A 26,069-nucleotide genomic window follows, 5' to 3' on the forward strand; every position below is an offset into this window, starting at 1 on the left:
CCGTCCGATAACGGGGGAGAGCCCATGCCAGGCATCGTGATCGTCGGAGTTCAATGGGGAGACGAGGGCAAGGGTAAAGCCACCGACCTCCTGGGCGAGCGCACCGACTGGGTCGTCAAGTTCAACGGCGGCAACAACGCCGGCCACACCGTGGTGATCGGCGACGAGAAGTACGCCCTGCACCTGCTGCCCAGCGGCATCCTGTCGCCCGGCGTCAACGCCGTCATCGGCAACGGCGTCGTCATCGACCTCGAGGTGCTCTTCGCCGAGCTCGGCGCGCTGCAGGCCCGCGGCCTCGACGTCTCGCGGCTCAAGGTCAGCGCGAGCGCGCACATCATCACGCAGTACCACCGCACGCTCGACAAGGTGACCGAGCGCTTCCTCGGCAAGAAGATGATCGGCACGACCGGTCGCGGCATCGGACCGACGTACGCCGACAAGATCAACCGCACCGGCATCCGCGTGCAGGACCTCTTCGACGAGAACATCCTGCGGCAGAAGGTCGAGGGTGCACTCGATCAGAAGAACCACCTGCTGGTGAAGGTCTTCAACCGCCGCGCCATCACGGTCGACGAGGTCGTCGAGGATCTGCTCTCCTACGCCGAGCGCCTGCGCCCGATGGTCGCCGACACCGGACTCATGCTCAGCAATGCGCTGGATGCCGGTGACGTCGTCGTCTTCGAGGGCGGCCAGGCCACGATGCTCGACATCGACCACGGCACGTACCCGTTCGTCACGTCGTCGTCCGCGACGGCGGGCGGCGCCTCGACCGGATCGGGTGTCGGCCCGAACCGCCTCGACCGCATCGTCGGCATCGTGAAGGCGTACACGACCCGCGTCGGCTCGGGTCCGTTCCCGACGGAGCTCTTCGACGAGAGCGGCGATTTCCTGCGCTCGCGCGGTTTCGAGTTCGGCACGACGACCGGCCGGCCGCGCCGCGTCGGCTGGTACGACGCCCCGATCACGCGCTACGCGACGCGGATCAACGGCATCACCGACCTCGTGCTCACGAAGCTCGACATCCTCACCGGTCTCAAGGAGATCCCCGTCTGCGTCGCCTACGACGTCGACGGGCAGCGGTTCGACGAGGTGCCGGTCAACCAGACCGACTTCCACCACGCGACGCCGATCCTCGAGAACTTCCCCGGCTGGGACGAGGACATCTCCACTGCGCGCACGTTCGAGGACCTGCCGCAGACCGCGCAGGACTACGTCCTCGCGCTCGAGAAGATGAGCGGCACGCGCATCTCGGTGATCGGCGTCGGCCCCGCGCGCGACGCGGTCATCGTGCGCCACGACCTGCTCGACTGACCGGTGCGGTTCCTGCTCGGCGGGTACTCCGCCGACATGGGCGGGTCGGCGACGGGCATCGGACTGCTGGATGCCGGTGGCCCCGACTCGCCGCTCGCAAGCGGTCCGCTCGGTGTCGGCCGTGATGTCGTCGCGGCCGAATCGCCGTCATGGGTCGCGCGGCATCCGTCTCTCGACGTCGTCTACGCCGTGCTCGAGGGGCGCGGCAGTGTGCGCGCGTACCGTCGGACCGGCGACACCACGTTCGTGCCGCTCGGCGCGGAGGTCGCCGTCGGCGAGAGCCCGTGCCACGTGCTCGCGCTCGAGGACGCGCTGATCGTGTCGTGCTACGGCGACGGCGGCGTCGTGAGGGTCGCGCTGAACGCCGACGGGCGCCCCGGCGCCGCGCGGCGCTGGGCGGCCGTCGCCGAGGGAGCCCCGGCATCCGATCTCGCCTCGGCGGCGCGGGCCCTGCGCGCCGTCGTCGGCGAGGAGTACGCGGACTTCGTGCCGCACGCCGACGACGACGAGTCCGAGGTCGTGGCGTCGACGCGTCCCTCGCGCGCCCACCAGGCGGCATCCCTCCCCGGCGGACTCATCGCGACGACCGACACCGGCCTCGACCTCGTGCGTTTCTGGCGCAGCGGTCGTGAGATCCAGCGGCTCGAGCTGCCGGCGGGCACGGGGCCCCGCCACCTGCGTGCACACCCGAGCGGGCATCTCTACGTCGTGACCGAGCACTCCGGCGAGGTCTTCGCCTTGGCCGCCGACGCATCGGGTACGTGGCGGCTCGTCGGCGGTGCGCAGCTGGGCGCGTACCCGGGCGATGCCGGGGCGGAGCTCGCGATGTCGCGCGACGGCGTCTTCCTCTATGCGGGCCTGCGGGGGAGCGACACCCTCGCGACGGTGAGAGTGCGCGGTGGCGGCGAGACACTGCAGCCGATCGCGCTCGCCGAGTCCGGCACGATCTGGCCGCGTCACCACGTCGTCGCTCGGGACACCGTCGTGGTCGCCGGTCAGCAGGCGGACGAGATCGTCTCGCTCGCGATCGACGAGCGCACCGGGGTCCCGGGCCGCGTGCGGCATCGGACAATAGCACCGTCACCGACGGCGCTCCTAGCCTTCCCAGCCTGATCCGGCGGCTCGGTAACGTGACGGGTCGGAGGGGTTCATGAGCGCGGGCGGACGGATGACGGCGGGCAGGTCCGCGGGGCCGAGCGTCAACAGCTTCACCGTGCTGATCACCACCGTCGGCCTGGTGATCGCAGGGCTGATCGCTCTCGGATACGCGGACGCCGGCGATTTCGAGGTGCGGGCGATAGGCGGCGGCGGCGACCATGCTCTGTCGCCCTGGACGAATCCCGACCCCACCGTCGCAGACGAGCCGGAAGCCGACACCTATCGGGGCCCGGACGGCGCCGTGATCCGGCTGACTGGTCTCGACGTCGACACGCCGATCGTCCTCACCCCCGCGGAGGGCACCCGCCTCAACGCCGTCTGGGTCACGGGTGCGGACGGCCGCATCGTCACGGAGGGTGAGGGCGGAGAGCCGCCGCGCTTCTCGACGCTCTGGGACGGAAAGATCGTCGTCCTCGTCGACCAGCCCGACGTCGAGTTGTGGGTCGACGGTCCCCGCGACGAGACCTGGGAGGCGTCGCTGCGCTTCGACCGGGGCCTGCGGGCCGACGATGTCCTCTCGAGCTCGCAGACCCTCATGTTCACCCACGACGGCGGCGCGACGACGGCGCGCGTGAGCGCGCGAGGCGGTGACGACCTCGTGATCCAGGTCGTCACCGCGCACGGCAGCGAGCAGCCGCTCTTCGAGGAGTCACCGTTCGACCGCTCGATCGCCTGGCGGGACGCGCCCCTCGTCCTGTTCTACGTCGAGTCCTGGCACGACACCTCGTGGCGGATCGAGTTTCCGACCGACGCCGCATCCACGCCGACGCCGACGGAGACGCCATGACGGCGGCGGATGCCCGGATCCGGCGGTTCTCGACGATCACCTTCCTCGCGGGGTCGGTCGTCGCGGTCGTCGTGGCGTTCATCGTCGTGCCGTTCGTGGGCATCAACCCCGCGACGGGAGATCTGCTGCTGACCGACCCGAACGAGTACGAGTACCGTCCGTGGTCGGACCCCGCAGCGCGGGAGGTCCGCCTCGACGGCGACACGCTGATCGGGACGGCGGGCAGCGGGTACCTCGATCTCCCGGCGGGCGACGACGTCTGGGTCATCGGCCCGCTCACCCAGGGCCAGCAGGACTACGTCAACGTCCATCAGCAGACCGACGTCGACGTCAGCGCCACCGAGGACCGGCCGACGTACATCGGGCTCGTGACCGGGTCGCGGCCGCTCACCTTCGTGGCCGGCGATCACGCGAGTCGTCTCTGGTTCGCCCCTCGGTTGACGGATTGGCGGGCGACGGTCACTCGGAAGACGCCGACGCCCGTCGAAGGCAGGACGGTGACGGGCGAGGGACCCGCCCTCCTCGTCTACGACGGCGAGGCCCTGAGCGGACGCTTCGTCTACCGGGGCGATGGCTTCTTCGGAGTCGAAGCCCTCTACCCCGGCGAGGCCGCCACCGACGTCGCGCAGGGATTCGACGACGTCGACACGAGATCGTCTTGGCCGCCGAGCGATCGGGTCGTCTTCCGCGTCGACTCCGACGACGGATCGGGGACGTGGACGATCCGACTCGACGAACCCGCATCCGACTGACCATGACCTCCACACGAAAGGGAAACGACGTGACCTTCGACGCCACGCTGGACGCGGCCTTCAAGGCACGCCTGCCGCTGCTGTACCTCGAGACCGCGGAGGAGGTCCGGGCGGTGTCCGCGATCACGGATGCCGCGCACGCCCAGCGCAACCGCCGCCGCGTGTGGACGTGGACGTCCGCCCTGGGACTCATCGATCCGGACGGCAAGAGCGTGTCCAACACGACGAATCCGGCACGGGCGCTGCAGCACGCGGCGGGGGTGAGTGACCCGAGCGTCTTCATCTTCTGCGACCTGCACGCGTACTTCGGCAGCGAGCACCGTCCCGGTGACCCGGCGATCGTGCGGACGGTGCGCGAGACGGCGCTCGAGTTCCGCCACGGCGACGTGTCGCGCACGCTCGTCATCACGGCGCCGGTGCGGGTGATCCCGCCCGAGCTCGACGAGCTCACCCACCTGTTCGACTTCCCCCTGCCGACCGCGGCGGAGATCCGCGAGCTGCTCGACACGATGATCACCAACAACGCCGGCGAGATCCGCGTCGACGCGGACGACGCGGCGCGCGAGGCGCTCGTCCAGGCCGCCCTCGGTCTCACGATGGCCGAAGCCGAGAACGCGTTCGCGCAGGCGATGGTCAACGACGGCACCCTCACCGGCGACGACATCCGCGTGGTCCTCCATGAGAAGCGCCAGGTGGTGCGCAAGTCCGGTGTGCTCGAGTTCATCACGGGTGACCTCGACCTCGACGACGTCGGCGGCCTCACCAACCTCAAGCGCTGGCTCGAGCGCCGCAATGGGTCGTGGCTGCCCAGCGCCCACGAATACGGGCTGCCCTCCCCGAAGGGCGTGCTGATCACGGGCGTGCCCGGCTGCGGCAAGTCGATGACCGCGAAAGCGACGGCCGCGTCCTGGGGTCTTCCTCTCCTGCGACTGGACATCGGCCGCATCTTCTCGGGGCTCGTCGGGTCGAGCGAGCAGAACCTGCGAACGGCCATCGCGACCGCCGAGGCCGTGGCCCCTTGCATCCTGTGGGTCGACGAGATCGAGAAGGGTTTCTCGAACACCACGGGGCAGGGCGACTCGGGGACCACGGCGCGCGTGTTCGGCACGTTCCTCACCTGGATGCAGGAGAAGAAGCACCCCGTCTTCGTCGTCGCGACCGCCAACAACATCGACGCCCTGCCGCCGGAGTTCATGCGCAAGGGGCGTTTCGACGAGATCTTCTTCGTCGACCTGCCGACGACCGTCGAGCGCGAGGCCATCTGGACGCTGCAGCTCGCGGCCCACGCCTCCGAGGCGAACGGTCTCGCCAACGTCGCCGGCGATCCCGCCGCCGTGTCGGCCCTCGTCGCCGCGAGCGAGAACCACTCGGGCGCCGAGATCGAGCAAGCCGTGGTCGCCGCCCTCTACGAGGGGTTCAGCGGCCGCAAGACGATCACGACGGATGTGGTCACGCGGGTCGTCGAGTCGATGATCCCCCTCGCCGTCACGCAGGCCGAGGAGGTCCAGCGGATACGCGCGTGGGCCGCCCAGCGTGCGGTCGGTGCGACGGGGACGGAGGACCTCGACGCCCTCGACGCCGTCGGCATCGCGCCCGAGAGCCACGGGCCCCTCTCCTCGCGCCGCGGCGGACGTACCGTGGACTACTGATTGTCGGGTGAGGAACGAGAGTGGACATGAAGAAGCTCGTGGTGCAGCTGCGGCCCGACGGATCCGTCGCCGCCGAGACCTTCGGCATGACCGGGGCGGAATGCCTCGACTACATCGAGCAGCTCGAAGCGCTGCTGGAAGCCGAGACGACCTCGTCGCAGTTCACCGAGGACTACACGCGCACCGGAGCGACGGCATCCGACTCGCTCCTGCAGGAGGATCGGGACCGGTGATCGTCGCCCAGTCGCTCGGCGTCGGCGGGGAGGGGAGCCTTCTCGGGACGACACCGCCCGCGCGCAGCGGCGCAGCGCTGCGGTGGTCCCGCTTCGTGCCGGCCACCGCGGCTGAAGGCCCGGGGCTGCGGGCAGCGGTCTGGGTGCAGGGGTGTGCGGTCCGCTGCCCCGGATGCTTCAACCCGCACATGTGGGCTGAGCGGGGTGCGCTGCTCGATGACCCCGCCGCGCTCGCGGACCGCTGGATCGCCGAGGCGCACGCGGTCGGCGCCGAGGGCGTGACGCTGCTAGGCGGGGAACCGTTCGACCAGGCCGGTGCGCTCGCCGTCGTGGCCGAGGCGTTCCGCGGAGCCGATCTCGGCGTCATGGCCTTCTCGGGATACACGCTCGACCGGCTGCAGGCGTGGTCGGCGGAGCGCGACGACATCTCGCGTCTGCTCGCGGCGACGGATCTGCTGTGCGACGGTCCGTACCTCCGGGACCTCCCCGATACGCGCCGGCCGTGGATCGGCTCGCGGAATCAGTCGATCCGCGCGCTCACCCCGCGGTACGCGCCCGACGTCGAGCGCATCGCGCGCGACGGGGGACGGGACTCGCTCGAGGTGCGCATTGCGGTGGACGGTGCGGTCTCCGTCAACGGCTGGGCGACGGATGCCGCGCTCGCCGAACTCTTGGACGATCTGGGCGTGCGCGGGGACCGCGCCGCATCCGTGGGAAAGGGAACCATCCGATGAGCATCTCCTTGATCCTCCTGCCCGCCGCGCTCGCCGCCGCGGCGGCCGTCGGCGGGACCGGCGCGCTCGGCGCGATCGCGATGAATTCCGGCGCGAAGTCGGACCCCCGGGGCGAGTCGGAGGCCGTGCCGATCGCAGTGCAGACCCGCATGAAGGACCCGGACCTGCTCGCGGCGGCGCTCGCCGACCTCGGCGCAGCGGACGCGGCGATCGCAAACGGCGCTCTGACGGCGACCATCGACGGCGTCGAGATCGTCATGTCGCGCACCGACGACGGTGTGTGGGGCGCACACCTGTCGCGCCTCGACGGCCACGAGGTGACCGAAGCCGAGGCGACCTCCCTCATGACGCAGTTGGATGCCGCCTACGCCCGTCACGTGCAGCGCGCCGTCGCCGAGCGCATCCGCTCGCGCGCCGACCAGGCCGGCTTCGAGCTCGTCTCCGAGACGCGTGACGACGACGACACGGTCACGATGGTCCTGAACGTGCGGGACTACGCGTGACCACGTCGTCCCGCGAGGACGTCCCGACCTGGGGCTGGCTGATCGGCACCAGTTCATGGCTCCTCCTCCCTTTCATCGGGCCGGCGGTCGCATGGCTCGGCTTCCTCGTCGTCGCGACGGCGTCGCGCAGGCGTGCGGCATGGGTGATCGGCGTGGCTAGCGGTGCACTCGCACTGACGGTCCTGTTCGAGCTGTGGGGGCCGTTCACGGGCGTCGTGAACGCGGTCTGCCACCTCGGGGGCATCGTCGGTGCGCTCATGATCAACCCCGGCTGGTTGCGGACCCGCTGGGAGCGTCGTTCCGCGGGCGGGCGCGCGTCGCAGCCCGCGCGGTCGGCCGCATCCACGCGGTCGACGTCGTCGCGCAGCAGCACCCGACGGAAGCGCTCCGCGGTGAAGGTCGCGCCGCTGCCGGAGTCGGTCCGGCTGGCGGACGCCGTCGGCGCCACCTCCGCGGATCTTCTCCAGGCGCGCGCACCGGCGGAACCGGCCGAGCCCGTCGACGTGCAGACAGCGACGGCGGATGAGCTCGCCGACCTGCCGGGGCTCAGCCGCACCAAGGCACGTCGGGCGGTGAAGGTGCGCACCAAGAACGGCGGCTTCGTCTCGGTCGAGGACTTCGGCGAAGCGGCGGGCTTGCAGCCGCACGAGATCGTCCGGCTGCGCTCGGCTGCCACATGCTCGCCGCGGCCGCGGGGCGAGCGCCGCTTCGGGCGACGTGTGGATCTCTGAGGGATCTCCCGACGACCACGACTCCCACGTTGCAGCCCCGGCCGGTCGGAGCCAGGATCGTGGCATGGCCGACTCTCCCCTCAAGCCCCTCGACCCGGCATCCCTCCCTCCTCGCGTCGACGTGAGCGACAACTCGGCGGCGCTCGCCGCTGTCCGCGCCGTCGTCGACGCCGGCCCGTTCGACGCGACGTGGGAATCGTTGCGCGCATACGAGGCGCCCCTCTGGTACCGCGATGCGAAGTTCGGCATCTTCATCCACTGGGGCATCCCGTCGGTCCCGGCACAGGGGGAGTGGTATTCGCGGACGATGTACCTCGAGGCCGACCGGGCGTTCGAACACCACCGCGCGACCTACGGGCCGCACGATCGGTTCGGGTACAAGGACTTCATCCCCTCGTTCACGATGGACCGCTTCGACCCCGCCGAGTGGGCGGAGGTGTTCCGTCGCGCGGGCGCGCAGTTCGTCGTGCCGGTCGCAGAGCACCACGACGGCTTCGCGATGTACGACACCGCCCGCTCCCGGTGGAGCGCAGCGCAGATGGGTCCGCGACGCGACGTGTTCGGCGAGCTGATGACGGCCGTCGACGACGCGTGGATGGTGCGCGGTGCCTCGTCGCACCGGGCGGAGCACTGGTTCTTCATGAACGGCGGGATGCGGTTCGACTCCGACGTCCGCGATGCCCGCTTCTCGGACTTCTATGGTCCTGCCCAGCGCGAGGAGACGGCGCCGAACGAGCAGTTCCTCGAGGACTGGTTGCTGCGGACCGTCGAGATCATCGACCGGTACCGGCCGCAAGTGCTGTGGTTCGACTGGTGGCTCGAACAGCCCGCCTTCGAGCCCTATCTCCGCCTGCTCGCGGCGTACTACTACAACCGCGCCGCGGAGTGGGGCCGCGGGGTCGTCATCAACTACAAGTGGACGGCGTTCGCGGAGGGGAGCGCGGTCTACGACATCGAGCGCGGGGCGATGCCCGGCATCCGTCCCGATGTCTGGCAGAACGACAGCTCGGTCGGCAAGACGTCGTGGGGCTGGATCGAGGACCACGACTACAAGAGCCTCGACGACCTCGTCGGCGAGCTCGTCGACGTCGTCGCGAAGAACGGCAACCTGCTCCTGAACATCGGTCCGAAGGCCGACGGCACGATCGCCCCGGCCGAGCGCGAGCTGCTGGAGGGGATCGGCGACTGGCTCACGGTGAACGGCGAGGCGGTCTTCGGGTCGCGGCCGTGGCTCATCCCCGGAGAGGGGCCGACGGAGGTCGTCGCGGGGTCGATGATCGACGACGCGTTCGCGCCCTACACGTCGGAGGACGTCCGTTTCACGACCCGGACCGACGTCACCGGCGACTACCTGTACGCGACCGTCCTGCGGTGGCCCGAGGACGGCGTCGCCCGCATCCGCTCGTGGGGGCGGTCGAGCGGACTGCTGGGGCGCCGGATCGCGGAGCTCACCGTGCTCGGCGCGGGGCCCGCGGAGTGGTCGCAGGATGCCGACGCCCTGCGCGTCACCCTGCCCGAGACCCCGCCGTCCGCCGTCGGCGTCGTCGTGAAGCTCTGGCTCGAACCCGTGCACGAGCCGTCGCGAAAGGACTTCCTGCACGGCTGACCATCATCGACCGCGGTACTCTCGTCGCCGGAGGAATCATGACCGACCCGAACGTCCAGCTGCAGACCCTGCGATCCAGCATCGACAACATCGACGCCGCCCTCGTCTTCATGCTTGCCGAGCGGTTCCGCTGCACGAAGCAGGTCGGCGTCCTCAAGGCGGAGCACGGGATGCCGGCATCCGACCCCTCCCGCGAGGAGCAGCAGACCGCGCGGCTGCGCCGGCTCGCCGAAGAGGCCGACCTCGATCCCGAGTTCGCCGAGAAGTGGTTCAACTTCGTGGTGGCGGAGGTCATCCGCCATCACACGGAAGCGGCTGAAGAGCGCTGATCGGCGCGTTCCGCACAGCACGACGACGGGGCCGGGACCGCATGTGCGATCCCGGCCCCGTCGGTCGGCGGCTGGTCAGGCGATGGCCCGCCGGAGACTGCCGTACGAGATCGCGGCCAACGCCGCGATGACGAGGACGAACGCGCCCGTCAGAGCGATCGGGGTCAGCGACCCGAACCAGGCGAAGACCGGCCCCCAGGCATCCGCTCGACCGATGATCCACAGGATCACGATGAACACCAGCGCCAGCGCGATCAGCAGGACGGTCAGGACGAGGTTGCCCCACCGCTTGTAGACGTTCGCGAAGAAGAACCCCACGACGAAGAACAGCATCGCGACGACGGCGAAGAACAGTCCCGCGACGAGCGGTCCCTGCGACCAGATCCAGGTCAGGCGGAACATGTAGGCGTTCATGCCCCAGCCGCGCGTGAGCGATTCGATCAGCCCGCCGACCACGAAGAGCACGGCCAGACCGACCGAGGTCAACGCGGCCGTCAGCAGAGTGCCGAGGTAGAACTCGCGCCGCGTCACGCTCATCGCCTGCGCGAACGGGAAGCTCAGCGTGAGCGCCTGGATGCCGACGGCCAGGAAGTACCAGAGGGGAGCCTGCGCTCCGCCGCCGAACATGGTCGTCGACTCGACGTTGCCCGCGAGGAGCCAGAAGATGGCCAGGCTGATGGCGACCGTGCCGCCCAGGACGATCAACGGCACCCAGATGAAGGTGGAGCGGTTGACCAGCTGCATGCGCACGACGTTGAGTGTGCGGTTCATCGGAGTGCTCCTTCGTCCGTCTTGGCGGCGTTCTGCGTCTGCCGCACGATGAGCTGCTGCAGAGAGACCGGCAGGACGTCGAGGCCGGCCAGGGCGAGCTCGCTGCGGTCCTCGGCGCTCAGCGCGCCGATCACGGTGGCGCTGGTGATCCGTCCGAGGCTCTCGTGGTGGATGACCTCGCGAGTGGCGACGAACTCCTCGACGACCGCGGTGTCGCCGACGATCGTCGAGGCGCGACCGCGGATCGACTCGGTGTCCTCGTCCATGATGATCCGACCCCCGTCGATGACGATGACCTTCTCGAGGAGGTTCGCGACCTCGTCGATGAGGTGACTCGACAGGATGATCGTGCGGGGATGCTCGGCGTAGTCCTCGAGGAGCCGGTCGTAGAAGATCTGGCGCGCGACGGCATCCAGCCCCAGGTACGGCTCGTCGAAGAAGGTGACCTCGGCGCGCGCTGCGATCCCGATGATCACTCCGACGGCCGAGAGCTGACCGCGCGAGAGCTTCTTGATGCGGGTCTTCATCGGCAGACGGAACTCGCGGATGAGCTGGTCGGCGACGGTCTGATTCCAGTTCGGGTAGAACAGTCGCGCGATGCGGAAGGCGTGCGTCGGCGTCGCGTCATCGGGATACTTCTGGCTTTCGCGGACGAAGCACATGCGACTGAGGACGGCGGCGTTCTCGTAGGGCGGCTCGCCGAAGACGCGGACCTCGCCCGCGGTGGCGAAGTTCTGCGCCGTGAGGATCGACATGACGGTCGTCTTGCCGGCGCCGTTGCGGCCCAGCAGGCCGTAGATGGCGTCGCGCTCGATCGAGAACGAGACGTCGTCGACGGCGATCGTGTCGCGGTAACGCTTGGTGAGGTTCTTCACCTCGATGACGGCGGTCATCGTGACGTTCCTTTCGTGGTGGTGGTCTGGGCGCGCTCCGCCAGGAGGCGGGCGAGGTCGTCGGGTCCGAGGCCGAGCTTGCGTGCCTCGTCGAGGAGCGGGTCGAGGTAGCGGTCGGCGAAGGCCGATCGCCGTTCGGTCAGCAGCAGCTCGCGAGCGCCGTCGGCGACGAACATGCCGATGCCGCGGCGCTTCACGAGGACGCCTTTGTCGGTGAGCATCGCGATTCCCTTCGCCGCGGTGGCCGGATTGATGCGGTAGAAGGCCGCCAGCTCGTTCGTCGACGGCGCCTGTTCCAGCTCGGACAGGGTGCCGTCGATGATCGAGTCCTCGACGCTCTCCGCGATCTGCAGGAAGAGCGGGCGTCCTTCGTCGACCATTCCGACTCCGCGTTCTCGTTAGTGGGTTAGTTACATCAGTAGGTAACCACTGAACCTAGGGGGTGTCAACACCCGGATACGACGAATCCCGCGACCCCCAGGGGCCGCGGGATCCGATCAGCGGGCGGTCAGGCCCGAAGGGACGCGCCGAGACGGCGCACGACCTGTTCGAGGATCGGCCGCGGAGTTGCGAAGATCAGGCGGGCGAAGCCGGTCCCGGCGACGCCGCACATCGTTCCTTCGGTGAGGACGACCGACGACTCGCGCGTGAAGAATTCCGCGGGACGATCGCCGATGCCGGTGGCGCGGAAGTCGATCCACCCGACGTACGTCCCCTCGGGCTTCGGCATCCATGCGTCGGGGATCTCCTCGGCAAGCAGCTCGAGCAGGGTGTCGCGATTGTGCTCGAGGTACGGCACCAGATCGGCCAGCCATGGGTCCCCGTCGCGGTACGCGACGGTGTTCGCGATCGCGCCGAGGTTGCTCGTGCCGTGACCTGAGAACGGGCCGATCTCCTCCCAGACCTCGCGGTCCGCGTCGCTCGTGAGCACGAGCTGCGCACATTTGAGACCCGGCAGGTTCCAGGCCTTCGAGGCGCTCATCGCGGTGATGGTGTGCTGCGCCGCGGCGGGAGAGACCGTGGCGTAGGGGGTGTGGGTGAAGCCGCCGTAGACCAGAGGTGCCCAGATCTCGTCCGAGAACACCCGGCCGCCGTTGCGTTCGACCACCTCCGAGATCGCGAGGAGCTCAGCGCGGCTGAAGACCCGGCCCACCGGGTTGTACGGGTTGCAGAGCAGCAGGAGGTTGCCACCGTCGTCGAACGCCCGCTGCAGGGCGTCGAGGTCGAACTCGTACCGACCCTCGCGGACGGCGAGCGGCACCTCGATGACCTCGCGCCCGCGCATCGGGGGGACGAAGAGGAACGGCATGTACGACGGTGTCGGGACGATGATCTTCGAGCCCGGTGCGGAGCAGTGCTCCATGGCGAGCTCGAGTCCCATGATCACGTCGGGGATCGGCTGGACGTCGGATGCCGCGACCCCCCAGCCGTACCGGCGCGCCACGAACTCGGCGGTCGCGTCGGAGAGGTCGGCGCTGATCCCGCGCGGCATGTATCCGAAGGACCCGGCATCCACCGCGCGGTGCAGCGCCGCCGTGATCGTCGGGTCGATCCCGAAGTCCATCTCGGCGACGAACGCACCGAGCGTCCCGTCCTCCGCCGACCATTTGGTGGCACCCGTCGACCGCAGGTGGTCGATCGTCGTGGCGTCGATGCGTCGGGCGAACTCGCTCATGCGTGGTGCTCCTCATTCCGGGCGGACCCTCCCACTCTGCACCCCCGAGGGTCGGTGAGGCTTGTTCCGACTGCCGCGCGCGCGGAATACCGTCGCATTTCGACATGGTCAAGAGGGTGGCTCGATTTGATCCATGTCAACCGACTTCGTTACCGTCGAAGGCGGGCCCAGTGCCCTCGACGACCAGTCCGCGGCCGTTCGAACCGACTTCCTGGGGAGCCGGCGACGAGCGCTCGTATGGTCGGCGGTCTGGGCGACGATCCCGATGTTCGTCGCCGAAGCTCTGCACTCGAGTGACATTTCGCTCGTGCGGATGCCGGTGATCGCCACCCGGACGCTACCGATGCGGACGCGTGCGCGCCCGCCGAGGGAAGCACGTGACAACTGCCGCTGTCGAAGCGAAGAATCTGTTCAAAGTCTTCGGACGCAACCCCGGCCAGGCGGTCAAGCGCCTGAAGGCCGGGGAACCCCGGGACCAGGTCCGCGACGCGGGGACCGCCGCCGTCATCGACGCGAGCTTCCGCGTCGAGCGGGGCGAGATCTTCGTGATCATGGGTCTGTCCGGCTCGGGGAAGTCCACGATCATCCGCATGCTGAACGGTCTGCACGACGCATCCGGCGGAGAAGTCCTCGTGCACGGTGAGCCGATCACCGGCATCCCGGCCTCGAAGCTCCGCGGCATCCGTCGCGAGCGCATCGCGATGGTGTTCCAGCACTTCGCCCTGCTGCCGCACCGCACGGTCGCCGCCAACGTCGCCTACCCGCTCGAACTGCAGGGCGTCGGCAAGGCCGAGCGCCTTGCGAAGGCCGAGGAGATCCTCGCCCTCGTCGGCCTCGAGGGCTGGGGTGACAAGCTGCCGTCCGCGCTGTCGGGCGGGATGCAGCAGCGCGTCGGGATCGCCCGCGCGCTCGCCGCCGACACCGACATCCTACTGATGGACGAGGCGTTCAGCGCCCTCGACCCGCTCATCCGACGCGAGATGCAGGAGCAGCTGCTCGACCTGCAGCAGAAGCTGCAGAAGACGATCATCTTCATCACGCACGACCTCAACGAGGCGATGTTCCTCGGCGACCGGATCGCGGTCATGCGCGATGGCCGCATCGTGCAGATCGGCACCCCCGAGGACATCCTCACCGACCCCGCCAACGACTACGTCGAGCAGTTCGTGCAGGACGTCGACCGCGCCCGCGTCCTCACGGCGGCGAACGTCATGGAACGACCCGGCTCGGTGTCGGTGACCGAGGCAGCGGGCCCCCGCACGGCGCTGCGCACCATGCGCGACGCCCGCATGGCCGCCGTCTACGTGACCGACCGCAGCCGCAAGCTCCTCGGCATGATCAGCGACCGCGACGCCCTCAAGCTCGTCCGCCGTGGCGAGACGACGATCTCGTCGCTCCTGCGCCCCGTGCCGCAGGCGGTCGGCCGCGACGACGTCCTCATGGACCTCTTCGTCCCCGCCGCCGAGTCGCCGCTGCCGCTGGCGGTGACGGATGCCGAGGGCCGCCTCGTCGGCGTCATCCCCCGCATCACGCTGCTCACGGCGCTCGGACCCTCCACCACTGAGACAACGGAGATCCCGGTGATCCTCGACCCGGTGCCCGGCTCCGTGATCGACGAAGCACTCGCCGGAGGCGCGGTCGACGGCCCCGCCGCCGAGAAGGAGGAGGTGCGCTGATGGATGGTTTCCGCATTCCGATCGGTGAATGGGCTGACGCCGGCGTCGACTGGATCCGCGACACCCTCGGCTGGCTGCTGTCGGGCGTCTCGGCCGTCGTCGGCTGGTTGGTCGACGCGCTCGCGAACGCGCTGCTCTCGCTGCCGATCGTCGCCGTCATCGTCGTCTTCGCCGCGCTCGCGTGGTTGCTGCGCTCGTGGCGCTTCGCCATCGGCACCGTCGTCGGCTTCGTCCTCATCCTGGGCGTCGGCCAGTGGGTGACCTCGATGCAGACCCTCGCGCTCGTCCTCGTGGCGGCCATCATCGCCGTCGTGATCGCCGTGCCGCTCGGCATCGCCGCAGCTCGGAACGACACGTTCAGCGCGATCCTCCGCCCCGTGCTCGACCTCATGCAGAGCATGCCGGCGTTCGTCTACCTGATCCCCGCGATCGTCTTCTTCAGCATCGGCGTCGTGCCGGGCGTCGTCGCGACGGTGATCTTCGCGCTGCCCCCCGGTGTGCGTCTCACCGAGCTCGGCATCCGCGGCGTGGACAGTGAAACCGTCGAAGCCGGTCACGCGTTCGGTGCGACTCCCGGCCAGATACTCCGCGGTGTGCAGCTCCCGCTGGCCATGCCGAGCATCATGGCGGGCATCAACCAGCTGATCATGCTCGCGCTGTCGATGGCGGTCATCGCCGGTATCGCCGGCGCCGACGGCCTCGGCAAGGAGATCGTCCAGGCGATGTCCACGGTCGACATCGCGAAGGGCGTCGAGGCGGGCCTCAGCGTCGTCATCCTCGCCGTCTACCTCGACCGCCTCACGGGAGCGCTCGGTGCGCTGAAGAACCAGCGGGGATCGCTTCTCGGTGCGATCGCGCGTCGCCGGACACCTGGTCAGAAGGGCGGCGATGCGTCGCATCCTCAGGACGCTGCGCAGGATGCGGCCACCGAGGCAGAGCGTGAGCAGGCATCCCCGCGCCGCGCACCGATCGCCACGGGCGGGATCTGACCCCACACACGTGCGGCCTCGCGCCGCACGGTCCGGTTGCACCCGGACCTGCACGATACGGAACCAGCAATCACATACGGAAGGCACTCATGAACAAGCGACACCTGACCGGGATCCTCGCGATCGGGGCTGCGGCATCCCTCGCCCTCGCCGGCTGCGCCACCGGCAACCAGGCCGCGGGCGGCGCGCAGGAGGGCGGCGAGGACAGCCTCGGCACCATCACCCTCGGCTACCTGCCCTCGTGGACCGACGGTCTCAGCACCGCCTACCTGCTCGAGGACCAGCTCCAGAAGGCCGGCTACACGGTCAAGATGCAGGAGCTCACCGAGGCAGGGCCGCTCTACGCCGGTCTCGCGCAGGGCGATGTCGACATCTACCCGTCGGCCTGGCCCGAGCTCACCCACAAGTCCTACATGGACAAGTACGGCGACAAGATCGACGACCTCGGTGCGTACTACGAGGGCGCGAAGCTGACCATCGCGGTGCCCGACTACGTCGACATCGACTCGATCGACGACCTGAAGGCGAACGCCGACCGCTTCGGCGGGAAGATCTACGGCATCGAGCCGGGTGCGGGTCTGACGAAGCAGACGCAGGAGTCGATGCTCCCCGAGTACGGCCTCGAGGACACCTACGAGCTCGTGACCTCGTCGACTGCGGCGATGCTCACCGAGCTCGACAGCGCCGAGGCGGCGCAGCGCGACATCGTGGTGACCTCGTGGCGTCCGTTCTGGGCCAACGACCGGTACAACCTCAAGGACCTCGAGGACCCGAAGGGCGCGATGGGCGAGGCCGAGGCCCTGCACTTCCTCGCGACCGACGGCTTCACGGAGGAGTACCCCGAGGCGGCTGAGCTCATCGCCGGCATCACGCTGGACGACGAGCAGTACGCGAGTCTCGAGGACACCGTCGTCAACAAATACGGCGAGGGCAAGTACGCCGAGGCCATCGACGAGTGGCTGACCGAGAACCCCGACGCCTACGACACGATCGTCACCGACTGATCGGTCGGCGACGTCACGGGGATCCGGCTTCGGCCGGGTCCCCTTCGTCGTTCCGGCGCTCGGTGTCCCGGCGCTCGGTGTTCGGGCGCTCGGTGATCGGCTGGGCGACCTTCTTCTCGAGCACCTCGACCGCCTCGTCCGACAGGGCGATGAGCCCGTCGATCTCCTCGCGGACGCGCTGGTAGGCGAGGTGACGCTCAGCAGGGGTTGCGGCATCGTCGGTGGCGACGGCGAGCATGCGGGATGCCGTCGCCAGGCGTTTGCGCTCGGCATCCGTCAGTCCCGAATCACGGGTGCGACGGGCTTCGCGCTCGGCGAGGTCGAAGGCGACCTCGAAGTCGGTGACGGCCCGGCGGTACTCGGCGATCTGCTCCGCGGTGGGCTTGGAGCCGTCGGCGGGGCGCGCGCGATCGGCGATCTTCTTGGCGCGGAGGAATCCGGCGGTGAGGGGGTCGCGGCCGTTGCTCATCGACGGGAACGCGATGAGCTTCGCGACGTCGAGCTCGTAGTCGAGCCAGCGGTGGGTGACCTCGTCGTGGACGGCGCGGAGGTCGTCGGCCTGGTCGGTGAGGGACTGCGACGGGGCTTCTACCTCGGCCGCCGCGGCGGAGCCGATGCCGCGCTTGGCGGCGGCGCGGGCGGCGGTGAGCTCCGCCTTCGCCTTCATGATCTCGAGGCGGTGCTTGTGGCGGCGCTTCGAGGCCGCGGCGAAGGATCCACTCGCGGCAGAGGCGAGCCCGAAGAGCGGGAACACGAGCCACCAGTAGTTGCCCGCGAAGGCCCAGAATCCGTCCACTCGCTACACCTTACGGGCGCGGCTGGTCGCGGTCACGACCGTCGCGCCGCGACCGGTAGGCCTCGAGAGCGGATGCCGCGCCCTCCGCCGCGCGCGCGATGCCGTCGACCGATCGCGCGATCGCCTCGGACGCGATGACGCTCCACAGCGGCGCCGCTGTGTCGGTCGGCGCGTCGTTCGGGCGGTGCCCGGCGAGACGCCAGGCCTCCTGCTCGGCGACGCCGAAAGCACGACCGGCGTCGTCGACGGCGGAGCGGTACGCCGTGAACTGCTCGGGGGTGAGAGGAGCGGTGGGGGATGCCGGGCGGTGCTCGCGGGCGATGCCCTCGAGGCGCAGGAACTCGGCCGTCGCGGGGACGCGCACGTCGCTCAGCGCGGGGAACGCGAGGCGGCGGGCGGCATCCGTCTCGTACTCCATCCATCGCGCCGCGATCGCATCGTGGGCGGCCATGAGACGCGCGAGCGGGAGATGCTTCGGGTCCGTGCCGCGGGCGGGCACGGCGGCTCGTTCCGCGCTGACGCGGGCGCGGGCGACGCGGATCGTCGCACTCGCGGCGGCCTTGGCGCGCTGCGCGGTCTCGAGGGCCCGACGCGCGGCGCGGACGTCGTCGGGGCGGGCGCGCCCAGTGGCGCGTTCGGCGTCGACGCGGCTGAGCTCGGCCTGCGCGACGCGCGCCGCGGCGCGCGCGCCGACGGCGTCGGTGCGCGCCTGCTGCAGTTCGCGCTGCGCGGCGGTGAGGGCGAGGCGACGGGCACGGGTCGTCCGGCCGCGGCGCACGCCGACGAACCCGACCGCACCGGCTCCTGCAGCGGCGGGGGCGACCCACCAGAACTCGGCCAGCGCGGCTCCGATCCCCACGATCCAGAGCTGCATGCCGCCATGCTATCCGCGACCGGTGGACGCGCTCCCAGGGATCGGCCGTTCTGGATGTCGCTTCCGCTCGCTACGCTCTGCGGCGTGGGCACATGGAGTGAAGAACCGTTCGGCAACGACACCGCGGCGGACTGGGCATGGGAACTCGATGAGGCGGATTCGTGGGACGTCGTCAGCGACGTGCTGCGGGACTATCTCGGCGAAGACGAGACGGACTCGGGCCTCGACGAGGTCGCGGTCGCCGCGGCGGCGGTCGTCGCTCACGGCGCGGGCCTCGCGCTGTCCGAGGAGGAGGACACCGAGTCGGTGGAAGGGTTCCTCGGCCGGGTGGGAGCACCTCCGGCATCCGCGGTGACCGCCGCTCGCGCCGCACTCGACAAGGTCGGCGGGGAGTCCGAGCTCGCCGAGCTGTGGGCCGACGCGGACGGGCTCGACGACTGGCGGGCGACGCTCGCCCGGCTGCGGGACGCGCTCCCCGCCTGACGCGCGTCAGCGCACGAGGCGTGCGCCCGAGAAGCGGGTGACGACGCCGGGATGCCGGGCGGGCATCGCCAGCACGGAGTCAGGCGCGCGATCCGCGAGACCCGGGAATCCGGCATCCGCCAGCAGGCCGTCGTCGAGTCGATCGAGCTCGGCGCGGACCAGCGGCCACGGCTCGTGCTCGTTCGCAGCCCAGATCGTGCGACCGAGGTGCCGCTCGTGGAAGCCCCAGCGCGCCGTGAGGAAGCGGCTCAGCTCGTCGTCGACGATCTCGTCGCCGGCCGTGACGCGGATGCGGGTGCGCACCCGATCTCCGAATCCCGGATGCCGTCGCGAGGCGTACTCGATCGCATCGCCGTCCGTCCGCGTCGCGGCTTTCGCCCAGCGGTAGGGCAGGCCGAACACGGCGCGCGCACCGAGGACGGGCAGGAGGTGTTCGGCCTCGAGGGTCTGGAAGACGACGCCGCGGCGACCGTCGGCATCCTTCGCGTACGTTCGGACGTTGATCTCGACGAACCGGCCGACGAAGGGGACCGGGGGCAGCGGCAGGAAGCGGAACTCGCTCAGGACGAACGGGATGAGGCCCACCCACGCCGACCCGTCGAACACGTCGGGCTCGGTCCCGGGCGGCAGGTGCGGTGTGATCAGCGCCGGATCGACCCGCCAGTGCAGGAAGCAGGCGCCGCTCCAGCGCTGCTGCAGCACCGCGCGACCCGGTAGGGCAGGCGCGGTGGCGTCCATCGGTCGGCTCAGCCGAACAGCAGCGTGAGGACGGTCGCGCCGCCGCCTACGAGGACCATCGCGATGATGACGGTCCACGCGACCACCTTGGTGCGGGCGCGCTTGCGCCCGACGAAGTCGGCGTATTCGGGGTCGTCGCTCACGCGGGGACCTCGTCGACGATCGCACCGAACGCGGCGGGGAGGGTCGCCTTCGAGACGCGGCGCAGCTCGCCGACCGGGAGCGTGAAGACGCCCTGGATCTCGAGGGCCGCCTGCTCGCCTTCCGGTGCGTCGTCGGTCACGCCGATGCGGAGCACGGGGTAGCCGCGCCCCTCGCAGAGGCCCCGGAACTTCACGTCCTCCTCGCGGGGAACCGACACGATGACTCGGCCGGTCGACTCGCTGAACAGGGCGGTCGCGGCATCCACACCGTCGCGCTCCATGATCTCGCGCAGCCACACGCGGGCGCCGACGCCGAACCGCGTCGTCGCCTCGGCGAGAGCCTGAGCGAGGCCACCGGCCGACAGGTCGTGGGCGCTCGAGACGAGCATCTCGTCACGGGCTGCCTGCAGCAGACCCGCGAGGGTCTTCTCGCCGGCGAGGTCGACCTTGGGCGGGCGACCGCCGAGGTGGTCGTGGATCGTGTCGGCCCAGGCCGAGCCGTCGAGCTCGGTCGAGGTCGTGCCGAGCAGGTAGATGTTCTCGCCGGCATCCTGCCAACCGCTGGGGATGCGGCGCGACACGTCGTCCATGATGCCGAGCACGCCCACGACGGGCGTCGGGAAGATGGGCTGGTCGCCGGTCTGGTTGTAGAAGCTGACGTTTCCGCCGGTGACGGGCACGCCGAGCTCGAAGCAGGCGTCGGCGAGACCGTCGACGGTCTGCCCGAACTGCCACATGACCTCGGGGTTCTCGGGGCTGCCGAAATTGAGGCAGTCGGTGACGGCGGTGGGCTCGGCACCCGTGACGGCGACGTTGCGGTACGCCTCGGCGAGGGCGAGCTGCGCACCGGCGTACGGGTCGAGCTGGCAGTAGCGGCCGTTGCAGTCGGTCGCTATCGCGAAGCCGAGGCCCGACTCCTCGTCGACGCGGATCATGCCGGCGTCGTCGGGGAAGCTGAGGGCCGTGTTGCCCATGACGTAGTAGTCGTACTGGTTGGTGACCCAGGACGTGTCGGCGAGGTTCGGGCTGCCGAGGAGCTTCACGAACTGCTCGCGCAGCACCTCGGGATCGTCGCTCCGCTCGAGGGCGGCGGCGGAGTCCTCGCGGAGCGCGTCGATCCAGGTCGGGTAAGCGACGGGGCGCTCGTAGACGGGGCCGTCGACCGCGACCGTCGAGGGGTCGACGTCGACGATCTGCTCGCCGTGCCAGAAGATCTGCAGGCGGCCGTCACCGGTGACCTCGCCGAGGACGCTTGTCTCGACATCCCACTTCTGGACGACGGCGAGGAACGCGTCGAGCTTCTCGGGAGCGACGATCGCCATCATGCGCTCCTGGCTCTCGCTCATGAGGATCTCCTCGGGCGTGAGCGACGGGTCGCGCAGCAGCACCTTCTCGAGGTCGACCTTCATGCCCGAGCCGCCGTTGGCGGCGAGCTCGCTCGTCGCGCACGAGATGCCGGCGGCGCCGAGGTCCTGGATCGCCTCGACGAGCTCGCCCTGGTACAGCTCGAGACAGCACTCGATGAGCACCTTCTCGGCGAACGGGTCGCCGACCTGCACGGCGGGACGCTTGGTGGGGCCGCCGTCGGCGAAGGTATCGGACGCCAGGATGGATGCCCCGCCGATGCCGTCACCGCCGGTGCGGGCGCCGAACAGCACGACCTTGTTGCCGGCGCCGGTGGCGTTGGCGAGCTTGATGTCCTCGTGGCGGAGGACGCCGACCGCGAGCGCGTTGACGAGCGGGTTGCCCTGGTAGACCTTATCGAAGACGGTCTCGCCGCCGATGTTGGGGAGGCCGAGGCAGTTGGCGTAGAAGCTGATGCCGCTGACGACGCCGTGCACGACGCGCGCCGTGTCGGGGTCGTCGATGTCGCCGAAGCGGAGTTGGTCCATGACCGCGACGGGGCGCGCGCCCATCGAGATGATGTCGCGGACGATGCCGCCGACGCCGGTCGCGGCGCCCTGGAAGGGCTCGATGTAGCTCGGGTGGTTGTGAGACTCGACCTTGAAGGTGACGGCCCAGCCCTCGCCCACGTCGACGACGCCGGCGTTCTGGCCCATGCCGACCATGAGCCGTTCCTTCATCTCGTCCGAGACCTTGTCGCCGAAGCGACGGAGGTAGATCTTCGAGGACTTGTAGGAGCAGTGCTCGCTCCACATGACGGAGTACATCGCCAGCTCGCCGGAGGTGGGGCGGCGGCCGAGGATCTCGCGGATCTTGTCGTACTCGTCGGGCTTCAGGCCGAGGGCGCCGTACGGCTGCTCCCGCTCCGGCGTGGCGATGGCGTTCTCGACGGTGTCTGCGACTGGGGTGCTCACGCGGCTGGGCTCCAAGACTCGGGATGCCGGGGGACGCCCCCATCCTATCGGCGGGGCACCGGCATCCCGTCGTGTCTGCGGGGGCCCGCTTCGATACGCTGACCGCATCAGCTCGACGCGCACTCCTGGGGGATTCATGTCGACAGCTCACTCGCGGCGCCGTGCCGTTTTCGCGGCGTTCGTGGTCGCCGCGGCGATGGCGCCGCTGCTGTCCGGGTGTACTCAGGTGGTGGCCGTCGTCGCGGGAACGATCCTCGAGGTGCGGGGCGGGGCGTCATCGCCGGAACGTCCGGCCGAGGCGGAGACCGAGGCCGAGGATGTCGACAACGACATCGCCTTCGAGTACCTCAGGGTCGGGGACTGCTTCGACGATCCGAACGAGTACGGTGCGTACGACGGCGAGGGGGCGTGGACGATGCTCCTCATCCCGTGCGAGGAGCCGCACTGGTACGAGCTGTACGCCAAGGGCGACCTGGGCATGTCTCACTTCCCCGACGCGATGTCGCCGACGGCCCTGTTCCCGGGCGACGACGCGGTGAGTGATGCCGCGGAAGAGATCTGTTACGACGCTTTCGCTGACTACGTCGGCGGATCGTACGAGGATTCGACGCTCGACTTCTGGTACTACCTGCCGACGGCGGAGTCCTGGGCGCTCGGCGACCGCATAGCGAGATGCGTCATCGGCCTCGAGGACGGGACCATTGAGGGAAGTGCGGCGGGCTCGGGCCGTTTCGTCTCGTGACGACTCCGATACGCTGAACCGCCGCTATCGCTTTCTGGTCCTGGGGGATCCATGTCTGTTCGTCGTTCGGGCGCTGCCGTCGCCCTTCTCGTTGCCGTTGTGATGTTGTCGGGGTGCGCCACGTCGCTCAGTGCGCTGCTCGGTGGTGCGTCCCGGGATGAGACGGGGCAGATCGACGCCGGCGGCGACCTCGATGTGTTCACGATCGCACCGGGTGACTGCTTCTTCGACGATGCTCTCGCGGGGCTGGCGGTGGACGAGCAGAGTGAGACGAGCAGTGTCGCGGCGGTGCCGTGCGCGGAGGAGCACACGTTCGAGGCGTACCACGAGTTCACGCTGCCCGAGGGTGAGTATCCGGGTGCCGAGGTCGTCGAGGAGAAGGCTTACGCCGAGTGCGAGGCGGCATTCGCCGAGTTCATCGGGGTGCCCTACGAGGAGTCCGTGTACGAGTACTCGTTCTACTCGCCGTCCTCGGACACCTGGCAGTACCAGGACGACCGCCTCGTCTCGTGCGTAGCGAGCACGGCAGAGTACGACCGGCTCACCGGTTCGCTGGAGGGCGCCGGCGAGTAGTCCGACTCACTCCTCGGTGTCGTCCGGGTCGGAGTCGATGACGCCGATGCCGACCGCGTGGTGGCTGGGCTCCTCGCCCTGCGGCTGAGGTGCCTTCGGCTCCTCGCCGGCCTCCTTCGCGACGCTGGGCTCTTCGAGTTCCTCGGTGTCGGGCATCTCTTCGGGGTCGGCGTGCTCGGTGCCGTCGTTGTCAGCCATGGGGGCTCCTTCCGTTGAGTCTCACTCTGGAGGTCGGATGCCGGTGCCGCGACGGTCTTGACGGTCGCCGGGTCGGTGGGTAGGCCTACGCTGACCGGATGGATCCGATCGAACGGCTGCGGGAGCGGGAGCGGGAGCTGACGGACCAGTTGGCCCGTCTCGATGCCGACGACGCCGCGCTGCGGGTCGACAGGGCCGACGCGACCGCGGACGACGAGCACGACCCCGAGGGGTCGACTCTGTCAGGGGAGTGGCAGCGGGTGGCCGCGCTGCGCGCGTCGACGCGGGATGAACTGGCGCAGGTCGCAACGGCTCTGGCGCGAGTGGATGCCGGGACTTACGGGGTGTGCGAACGCTGCGGCCGTCCGATTCCCGAGGCGCGGCTGGAGGTTCGGCCGCAGGCGACGATGTGCGTCGCGTGCGCGTCGCTCGTCTGAGTAGCCATCGCGAGCTGCGGCGAATCGTGCGGGAGCGTGCGCGTGCGTGTGCGAGGTGCGGCTGGCGCCCAGCGGTTCAGAAGGGTGCCGGGTCTCCGGGGTGTGCTGTGCCAGGGGTGAAGGCGACGGCCGGTGTGGGTGCGTCTTCTCTGTAGGTCCTGCCGAGGGGTGAGGTCCATTCCAGGACTCCACCCGACAGTTGTCGGACCCGCCAGGCGGTGAACTGCTTCATCGAATGATGTCTCTGGCACAGGTGGGCGAGATTGGAGAGTTCTGTTTTGCCGCCGAGGGCGTGGTCGTGGGTGTGGTCGATCTCGCAGCGGATGGCCGCGACGCGGCATCCGGGGAACCGGCAGTGCTGATCGCGGGCTTGCAGGAACCGTCGCATCGCGGATGGCACGCGGTATGAGTCGGTCGCGACGGTGACGCCGGTGGTGGGGTCGTGGAACAGGCGTTCCCAGATGTGCGTCGCCCCGGCGAGAAGGCGGGCGGTCGCGGGGTCAATCGGGGATCGGCCCGCGAGATCGCACGGCCCGTCGTCCGCACCGGCGAGGGTCGCGGCGGGCACAAGAACCTGCACCCTCGCGCGGATCGCGCCGAGGGGTCCGGCGGTCGTGTCGCGCGTGTCATCCAACGCCGGGGAGCCTGCGAGCAGCAGGTCGGCGAATACGTCGGCCCGGACCTGATCGGTCGATCGTGCATCTGTCGCGACAACGTCGGCGTCCTCGCCGGAAGCACGCTCATCCCGGGTGTCGATGATCGCCCGTGCCTGCTGCGTCAGCCGGTCGTGGATCCCCTCCGCGATCACCGTCGGCAACGTCGCGATCAGGTCGCTCATCCCATCCCGCCCCGGCATCAGTCGCACGCACCGGCCCGTGGCTGCCTCTTCGTGCCGTTCCGCGAACGATCGTGGGTGCATCCGGTGCGCGAGGATTTCGAGCTCACCCCGGACACGGTTCGGCGTCTCGCCGTCGCAACGTTCGATCGCGACCTTCTCGAACTCCGCCCACAATTCCGCGGGCAGGTTCAGCCCGGCGTCGACGATCGCTTTCACGTGGCCCTGCACGATCCGCCCGGCCTCCCACGCAGCGACCGCAGCGGGGAATCCTTCGACGATTGTTCGCGCTTCGCCGATCCGTCGTTGCACTGCCCGGTCGGTGAGTCGCATCACCCCGGCGACCTCGGCGGAGATCGACCGGAGCACCATGTCGTGCACCTGGACCCGTGCGTTCCGGGGTGCGCCTTGCGCGTCCGCCAACCGTCCCGCGGCGGCCAGGGCGCGAAGCTCACGAATCTTCACGCGGGCGAACTCGACCCCGATGTCTTCGACGTCCGCGACGATGCCCGCGATGGCAGCGGGATACGTCTCACCATCGGGGATTTCCATCGGTTCCGTCATACCTGCACTCTCGCACCAACCACCGACATTCAGACCCCGAAAAACCACCGAAACCACCCGTTATGAACGACGCCCAGAATGAGAAACCTCTCACCGGCCCATTCCCCCTCGGTCAGCGCGCGCGGCACACCGAGCGCGCTTCGCGCCGCTCACACTCGCTTTCGATTCCGCGGGGATCAATACCCAGGGGGGTATCATCGATGCCGACGCGACGAGAGGGTGACGACATGAGTGACGCAGCGCGAATCGACGACCCGGCGACCGGCGACCCCGAAGCCAAGCGCAAGGTCGTCAATCGTCTCAAGCGCGCGCAGGGGCAGCTCGCCGCCGTGATCTCCGCGGTCGAAGAGGATGCCTCGTGTCGCGATGTCGTGCATCAACTCGCCGCCGTGTCGAAGGCGCTCGACCGGGCCGGGTTCCTCGTCATCTCGACGGCACTGCGAGAGTGCCTCACTGATCCCGATGGGGACATGGCGCCCGAAGAGCTCGAAAAGCTGTTCCTTTCGCTCGCCTGACCGCCCGGGGTTGGCAGAAGAAGACCTCTTGACGCCCGGCATCCGCTGATCT

Annotated in this window: 30 protein-coding genes; 19 read left to right on the plus strand and 11 right to left on the minus strand. The window is 69.7% G+C overall.

What is annotated here, in order from left to right:
- The first annotated feature begins 24 nt into the window (after positions 1–24).
- The 11 genes from BLP38_RS12495 to BLP38_RS12545 all read left to right on the plus strand — a co-directional run bounded on the left by BLP38_RS12495 (position 25) and on the right by BLP38_RS12545 (position 9,793).
- Positions 25–1,311 (plus strand): adenylosuccinate synthase, encoded by a 1,287-nt coding sequence (locus BLP38_RS12495; RefSeq protein WP_091358222.1) that lies wholly within the window; start codon positions 25–27, stop codon positions 1,309–1,311.
- Between the two features lie 3 nt (positions 1,312–1,314).
- Entirely contained in the window at positions 1,315–2,424 is a 1,110-nt protein-coding gene (locus BLP38_RS12500; RefSeq protein ID WP_091358225.1) for a lactonase family protein, read from the plus strand.
- A 37-nt stretch (positions 2,425–2,461) separates the two neighbouring features.
- A complete protein-coding gene (locus BLP38_RS12505; protein WP_231916503.1) occupies positions 2,462–3,256 on the plus strand; it encodes a hypothetical protein in 795 nt (264 codons plus the stop codon).
- A complete protein-coding gene (locus tag BLP38_RS12510; protein WP_231916504.1) occupies positions 3,196–4,008 on the plus strand; it encodes a hypothetical protein in 813 nt (270 codons plus the stop codon). Before BLP38_RS12505 ends, BLP38_RS12510 begins: the two co-directional genes overlap by 61 nt.
- A gap of 29 nt (positions 4,009–4,037) precedes the next feature.
- A complete protein-coding gene (locus BLP38_RS12515) occupies positions 4,038–5,657 on the plus strand; it encodes an AAA family ATPase (RefSeq protein WP_091359851.1) in 1,620 nt (539 codons plus the stop codon).
- Between the two features lie 26 nt (positions 5,658–5,683).
- Complete coding sequence (locus tag BLP38_RS12520) at positions 5,684–5,890, plus strand: DUF2997 domain-containing protein (protein WP_091359855.1); 207 nt, start codon at positions 5,684–5,686, stop codon at positions 5,888–5,890.
- The gene (locus BLP38_RS12525) at positions 5,887–6,624 is read left to right on the plus strand and encodes a 4Fe-4S single cluster domain-containing protein (protein WP_091358234.1); all 738 of its coding nucleotides are present in this window, start codon (positions 5,887–5,889) and stop codon (positions 6,622–6,624) included. The genes BLP38_RS12520 and BLP38_RS12525 overlap by 4 nt, the downstream gene beginning before the upstream one ends.
- Positions 6,621–7,127, plus strand: a complete 507-nt coding sequence (locus tag BLP38_RS12530) for a hypothetical protein (RefSeq protein WP_091358236.1) — start codon at positions 6,621–6,623, stop codon at positions 7,125–7,127. Before BLP38_RS12525 ends, BLP38_RS12530 begins: the two co-directional genes overlap by 4 nt.
- Complete coding sequence (locus BLP38_RS12535; protein WP_091358239.1) at positions 7,124–7,858, plus strand: ComEA family DNA-binding protein; 735 nt, start codon at positions 7,124–7,126, stop codon at positions 7,856–7,858. Before BLP38_RS12530 ends, BLP38_RS12535 begins: the two co-directional genes overlap by 4 nt.
- A gap of 64 nt (positions 7,859–7,922) precedes the next feature.
- Complete coding sequence (locus BLP38_RS12540; RefSeq protein ID WP_091358242.1) at positions 7,923–9,464, plus strand: alpha-L-fucosidase; 1,542 nt, start codon at positions 7,923–7,925, stop codon at positions 9,462–9,464.
- Positions 9,465–9,502: 38 nt separating this feature from the next.
- Positions 9,503–9,793 (plus strand): chorismate mutase, encoded by a 291-nt coding sequence (locus BLP38_RS12545; RefSeq protein WP_018187867.1) that lies wholly within the window; start codon positions 9,503–9,505, stop codon positions 9,791–9,793.
- A 75-nt stretch (positions 9,794–9,868) separates the two neighbouring features.
- Here the strand turns inward: BLP38_RS12545 and BLP38_RS12550 are convergent, their stop codons facing one another.
- The 4 genes from BLP38_RS12550 to BLP38_RS12565 form a co-directional block, all read right to left on the minus strand.
- Positions 9,869–10,564, minus strand: a complete 696-nt coding sequence (locus tag BLP38_RS12550) for a hypothetical protein (RefSeq protein WP_091358246.1) — start codon at positions 10,562–10,564, stop codon at positions 9,869–9,871.
- Positions 10,561–11,457, minus strand: coding sequence for an ABC transporter ATP-binding protein (locus BLP38_RS12555; RefSeq protein ID WP_091358249.1), 897 nt, complete (start codon positions 11,455–11,457; stop codon positions 10,561–10,563). The genes BLP38_RS12550 and BLP38_RS12555 overlap by 4 nt, the downstream gene beginning before the upstream one ends.
- Positions 11,454–11,837, minus strand: coding sequence for a GntR family transcriptional regulator (locus tag BLP38_RS12560; RefSeq protein WP_091358253.1), 384 nt, complete (start codon positions 11,835–11,837; stop codon positions 11,454–11,456). Before BLP38_RS12560 ends, BLP38_RS12555 begins: the two co-directional genes overlap by 4 nt.
- 128 nt (positions 11,838–11,965) lie before the next feature.
- Positions 11,966–13,132 carry a MalY/PatB family protein gene (locus BLP38_RS12565; protein ID WP_091358256.1) on the minus strand — a complete coding sequence of 389 codons (1,167 nt, stop codon included), beginning with the start codon at positions 13,130–13,132 and terminating at the stop codon, positions 11,966–11,968.
- Positions 13,133–13,509: 377 nt separating this feature from the next.
- Here BLP38_RS12565 and BLP38_RS12570 point away from each other — a divergent pair, with 377 nt between their 5' ends.
- From BLP38_RS12570 to BLP38_RS12580, 3 genes are all read left to right on the plus strand, one after another.
- Positions 13,510–14,808 (plus strand): quaternary amine ABC transporter ATP-binding protein, encoded by a 1,299-nt coding sequence (locus BLP38_RS12570; RefSeq protein ID WP_091358259.1) that lies wholly within the window; start codon positions 13,510–13,512, stop codon positions 14,806–14,808.
- Positions 14,808–15,797, plus strand: coding sequence for an ABC transporter permease (locus BLP38_RS12575; protein WP_091358262.1), 990 nt, complete (start codon positions 14,808–14,810; stop codon positions 15,795–15,797). Before BLP38_RS12570 ends, BLP38_RS12575 begins: the two co-directional genes overlap by 1 nt.
- 89 nt (positions 15,798–15,886) lie before the next feature.
- Positions 15,887–16,801 (plus strand): glycine betaine ABC transporter substrate-binding protein, encoded by a 915-nt coding sequence (locus BLP38_RS12580; protein WP_091358266.1) that lies wholly within the window; start codon positions 15,887–15,889, stop codon positions 16,799–16,801.
- A 13-nt stretch (positions 16,802–16,814) separates the two neighbouring features.
- Here the strand turns inward: BLP38_RS12580 and BLP38_RS12585 are convergent, their stop codons facing one another.
- Positions 16,815–17,597: a hypothetical protein gene (locus BLP38_RS12585; RefSeq protein WP_091358270.1), complete on the minus strand. Its 783-nt coding sequence runs from the start codon at positions 17,595–17,597 to the stop codon at positions 16,815–16,817.
- A gap of 10 nt (positions 17,598–17,607) precedes the next feature.
- Positions 17,608–18,471 carry a hypothetical protein gene (locus BLP38_RS12590; RefSeq protein ID WP_091358275.1) on the minus strand — a complete coding sequence of 288 codons (864 nt, stop codon included), beginning with the start codon at positions 18,469–18,471 and terminating at the stop codon, positions 17,608–17,610.
- Positions 18,472–18,555: 84 nt separating this feature from the next.
- Here BLP38_RS12590 and BLP38_RS12595 point away from each other — a divergent pair, with 84 nt between their 5' ends.
- A complete protein-coding gene (locus tag BLP38_RS12595) occupies positions 18,556–18,954 on the plus strand; it encodes a DUF4259 domain-containing protein (RefSeq protein ID WP_231916505.1) in 399 nt (132 codons plus the stop codon).
- Positions 18,955–18,960: 6 nt separating this feature from the next.
- Here BLP38_RS12595 and BLP38_RS12600 read toward each other — a convergent pair whose 3' ends face one another.
- From BLP38_RS12600 to purL, 3 genes are read right to left on the minus strand one after another with little or no spacing between them, the layout of a single operon-like run.
- The gene (locus BLP38_RS12600) at positions 18,961–19,692 is read right to left on the minus strand and encodes a YqjF family protein (RefSeq protein WP_091358282.1); all 732 of its coding nucleotides are present in this window, start codon (positions 19,690–19,692) and stop codon (positions 18,961–18,963) included.
- Between the two features lie 8 nt (positions 19,693–19,700).
- The gene (locus tag BLP38_RS14445; RefSeq protein ID WP_269457017.1) at positions 19,701–19,835 is read right to left on the minus strand and encodes a hypothetical protein; all 135 of its coding nucleotides are present in this window, start codon (positions 19,833–19,835) and stop codon (positions 19,701–19,703) included.
- Positions 19,832–22,153, minus strand: a complete 2,322-nt coding sequence (gene purL, locus BLP38_RS12605) for a phosphoribosylformylglycinamidine synthase subunit PurL (RefSeq protein WP_091358285.1) — start codon at positions 22,151–22,153, stop codon at positions 19,832–19,834. Before purL ends, BLP38_RS14445 begins: the two co-directional genes overlap by 4 nt.
- Before the next feature lie 136 nt (positions 22,154–22,289).
- On the opposite strand from purL, the gene BLP38_RS12610 reads away from it, so the two are divergent.
- On the plus strand, positions 22,290–22,895 hold the full coding sequence (locus BLP38_RS12610) for a septum formation family protein (RefSeq protein WP_133398879.1): 606 nt from the start codon (positions 22,290–22,292) through the stop codon (positions 22,893–22,895).
- A 51-nt stretch (positions 22,896–22,946) separates the two neighbouring features.
- Entirely contained in the window at positions 22,947–23,468 is a 522-nt protein-coding gene (locus BLP38_RS12615) for a septum formation family protein (RefSeq protein ID WP_091358289.1), read from the plus strand.
- 6 nt (positions 23,469–23,474) lie between these two features.
- Here the strand turns inward: BLP38_RS12615 and BLP38_RS12620 are convergent, their stop codons facing one another.
- Positions 23,475–23,666, minus strand: coding sequence for a hypothetical protein (locus BLP38_RS12620; RefSeq protein WP_091358292.1), 192 nt, complete (start codon positions 23,664–23,666; stop codon positions 23,475–23,477).
- A 98-nt stretch (positions 23,667–23,764) separates the two neighbouring features.
- On the opposite strand from BLP38_RS12620, the gene BLP38_RS12625 reads away from it, so the two are divergent.
- A complete protein-coding gene (locus BLP38_RS12625; protein WP_091358295.1) occupies positions 23,765–24,103 on the plus strand; it encodes a TraR/DksA family transcriptional regulator in 339 nt (112 codons plus the stop codon).
- Between the two features lie 76 nt (positions 24,104–24,179).
- Here the strand turns inward: BLP38_RS12625 and BLP38_RS12630 are convergent, their stop codons facing one another.
- Positions 24,180–25,502, minus strand: a complete 1,323-nt coding sequence (locus BLP38_RS12630) for an HNH endonuclease (protein WP_091358299.1) — start codon at positions 25,500–25,502, stop codon at positions 24,180–24,182.
- A gap of 227 nt (positions 25,503–25,729) precedes the next feature.
- On the opposite strand from BLP38_RS12630, the gene BLP38_RS12635 reads away from it, so the two are divergent.
- On the plus strand, positions 25,730–26,017 hold the full coding sequence (locus BLP38_RS12635) for a metal-sensitive transcriptional regulator (protein ID WP_091358304.1): 288 nt from the start codon (positions 25,730–25,732) through the stop codon (positions 26,015–26,017).
- The last annotated feature ends 52 nt before the right edge of the window (positions 26,018–26,069 follow it).

The organism is Microbacterium sp. LKL04 (genome assembly GCF_900102005.1).
GTDB lineage: Bacteria > Actinomycetota > Actinomycetes > Actinomycetales > Microbacteriaceae > Microbacterium.

Excerpts from the sequence above, each read along its gene's own strand:
- BLP38_RS12495 (WP_091358222.1), top strand. The coding sequence starts at position 25 with ATGCCAGGCATCGTGATCGTCGGAGTTCAATGGGGAGACGAGGGCAAG.
- BLP38_RS12505 (WP_231916503.1), top strand. The coding sequence starts at position 2,462 with ATGAGCGCGGGCGGACGGATGACGGCGGGCAGGTCCGCGGGGCCGAGC.
- BLP38_RS12520 (WP_091359855.1), top strand. The coding sequence starts at position 5,684 with ATGAAGAAGCTCGTGGTGCAGCTGCGGCCCGACGGATCCGTCGCCGCC.
- BLP38_RS12530 (WP_091358236.1), top strand. The coding sequence starts at position 6,621 with ATGAGCATCTCCTTGATCCTCCTGCCCGCCGCGCTCGCCGCCGCGGCG.
- BLP38_RS12540 (WP_091358242.1), top strand. The coding sequence starts at position 7,923 with ATGGCCGACTCTCCCCTCAAGCCCCTCGACCCGGCATCCCTCCCTCCT.
- BLP38_RS12545 (WP_018187867.1), top strand. The coding sequence starts at position 9,503 with ATGACCGACCCGAACGTCCAGCTGCAGACCCTGCGATCCAGCATCGAC.
- BLP38_RS12550 (WP_091358246.1), bottom strand. The coding sequence starts at position 10,564 with ATGAACCGCACACTCAACGTCGTGCGCATGCAGCTGGTCAACCGCTCC.
- BLP38_RS12555 (WP_091358249.1), bottom strand. The coding sequence starts at position 11,457 with ATGACCGCCGTCATCGAGGTGAAGAACCTCACCAAGCGTTACCGCGAC.
- BLP38_RS12560 (WP_091358253.1), bottom strand. The coding sequence starts at position 11,837 with ATGGTCGACGAAGGACGCCCGCTCTTCCTGCAGATCGCGGAGAGCGTC.
- BLP38_RS12565 (WP_091358256.1), bottom strand. The coding sequence starts at position 13,132 with ATGAGCGAGTTCGCCCGACGCATCGACGCCACGACGATCGACCACCTG.
- BLP38_RS12575 (WP_091358262.1), top strand. The coding sequence starts at position 14,808 with ATGGATGGTTTCCGCATTCCGATCGGTGAATGGGCTGACGCCGGCGTC.
- BLP38_RS12580 (WP_091358266.1), top strand. The coding sequence starts at position 15,887 with ATGAACAAGCGACACCTGACCGGGATCCTCGCGATCGGGGCTGCGGCA.
- BLP38_RS12590 (WP_091358275.1), bottom strand. The coding sequence starts at position 18,471 with ATGCAGCTCTGGATCGTGGGGATCGGAGCCGCGCTGGCCGAGTTCTGG.
- BLP38_RS12600 (WP_091358282.1), bottom strand. The coding sequence starts at position 19,692 with ATGGACGCCACCGCGCCTGCCCTACCGGGTCGCGCGGTGCTGCAGCAG.
- BLP38_RS12610 (WP_133398879.1), top strand. The coding sequence starts at position 22,290 with ATGTCGACAGCTCACTCGCGGCGCCGTGCCGTTTTCGCGGCGTTCGTG.
- BLP38_RS12615 (WP_091358289.1), top strand. The coding sequence starts at position 22,947 with ATGTCTGTTCGTCGTTCGGGCGCTGCCGTCGCCCTTCTCGTTGCCGTT.
- BLP38_RS12620 (WP_091358292.1), bottom strand. The coding sequence starts at position 23,666 with ATGGCTGACAACGACGGCACCGAGCACGCCGACCCCGAAGAGATGCCC.
- BLP38_RS12625 (WP_091358295.1), top strand. The coding sequence starts at position 23,765 with ATGGATCCGATCGAACGGCTGCGGGAGCGGGAGCGGGAGCTGACGGAC.
- BLP38_RS12630 (WP_091358299.1), bottom strand. The coding sequence starts at position 25,502 with ATGACGGAACCGATGGAAATCCCCGATGGTGAGACGTATCCCGCTGCC.
- BLP38_RS12635 (WP_091358304.1), top strand. The coding sequence starts at position 25,730 with ATGAGTGACGCAGCGCGAATCGACGACCCGGCGACCGGCGACCCCGAA.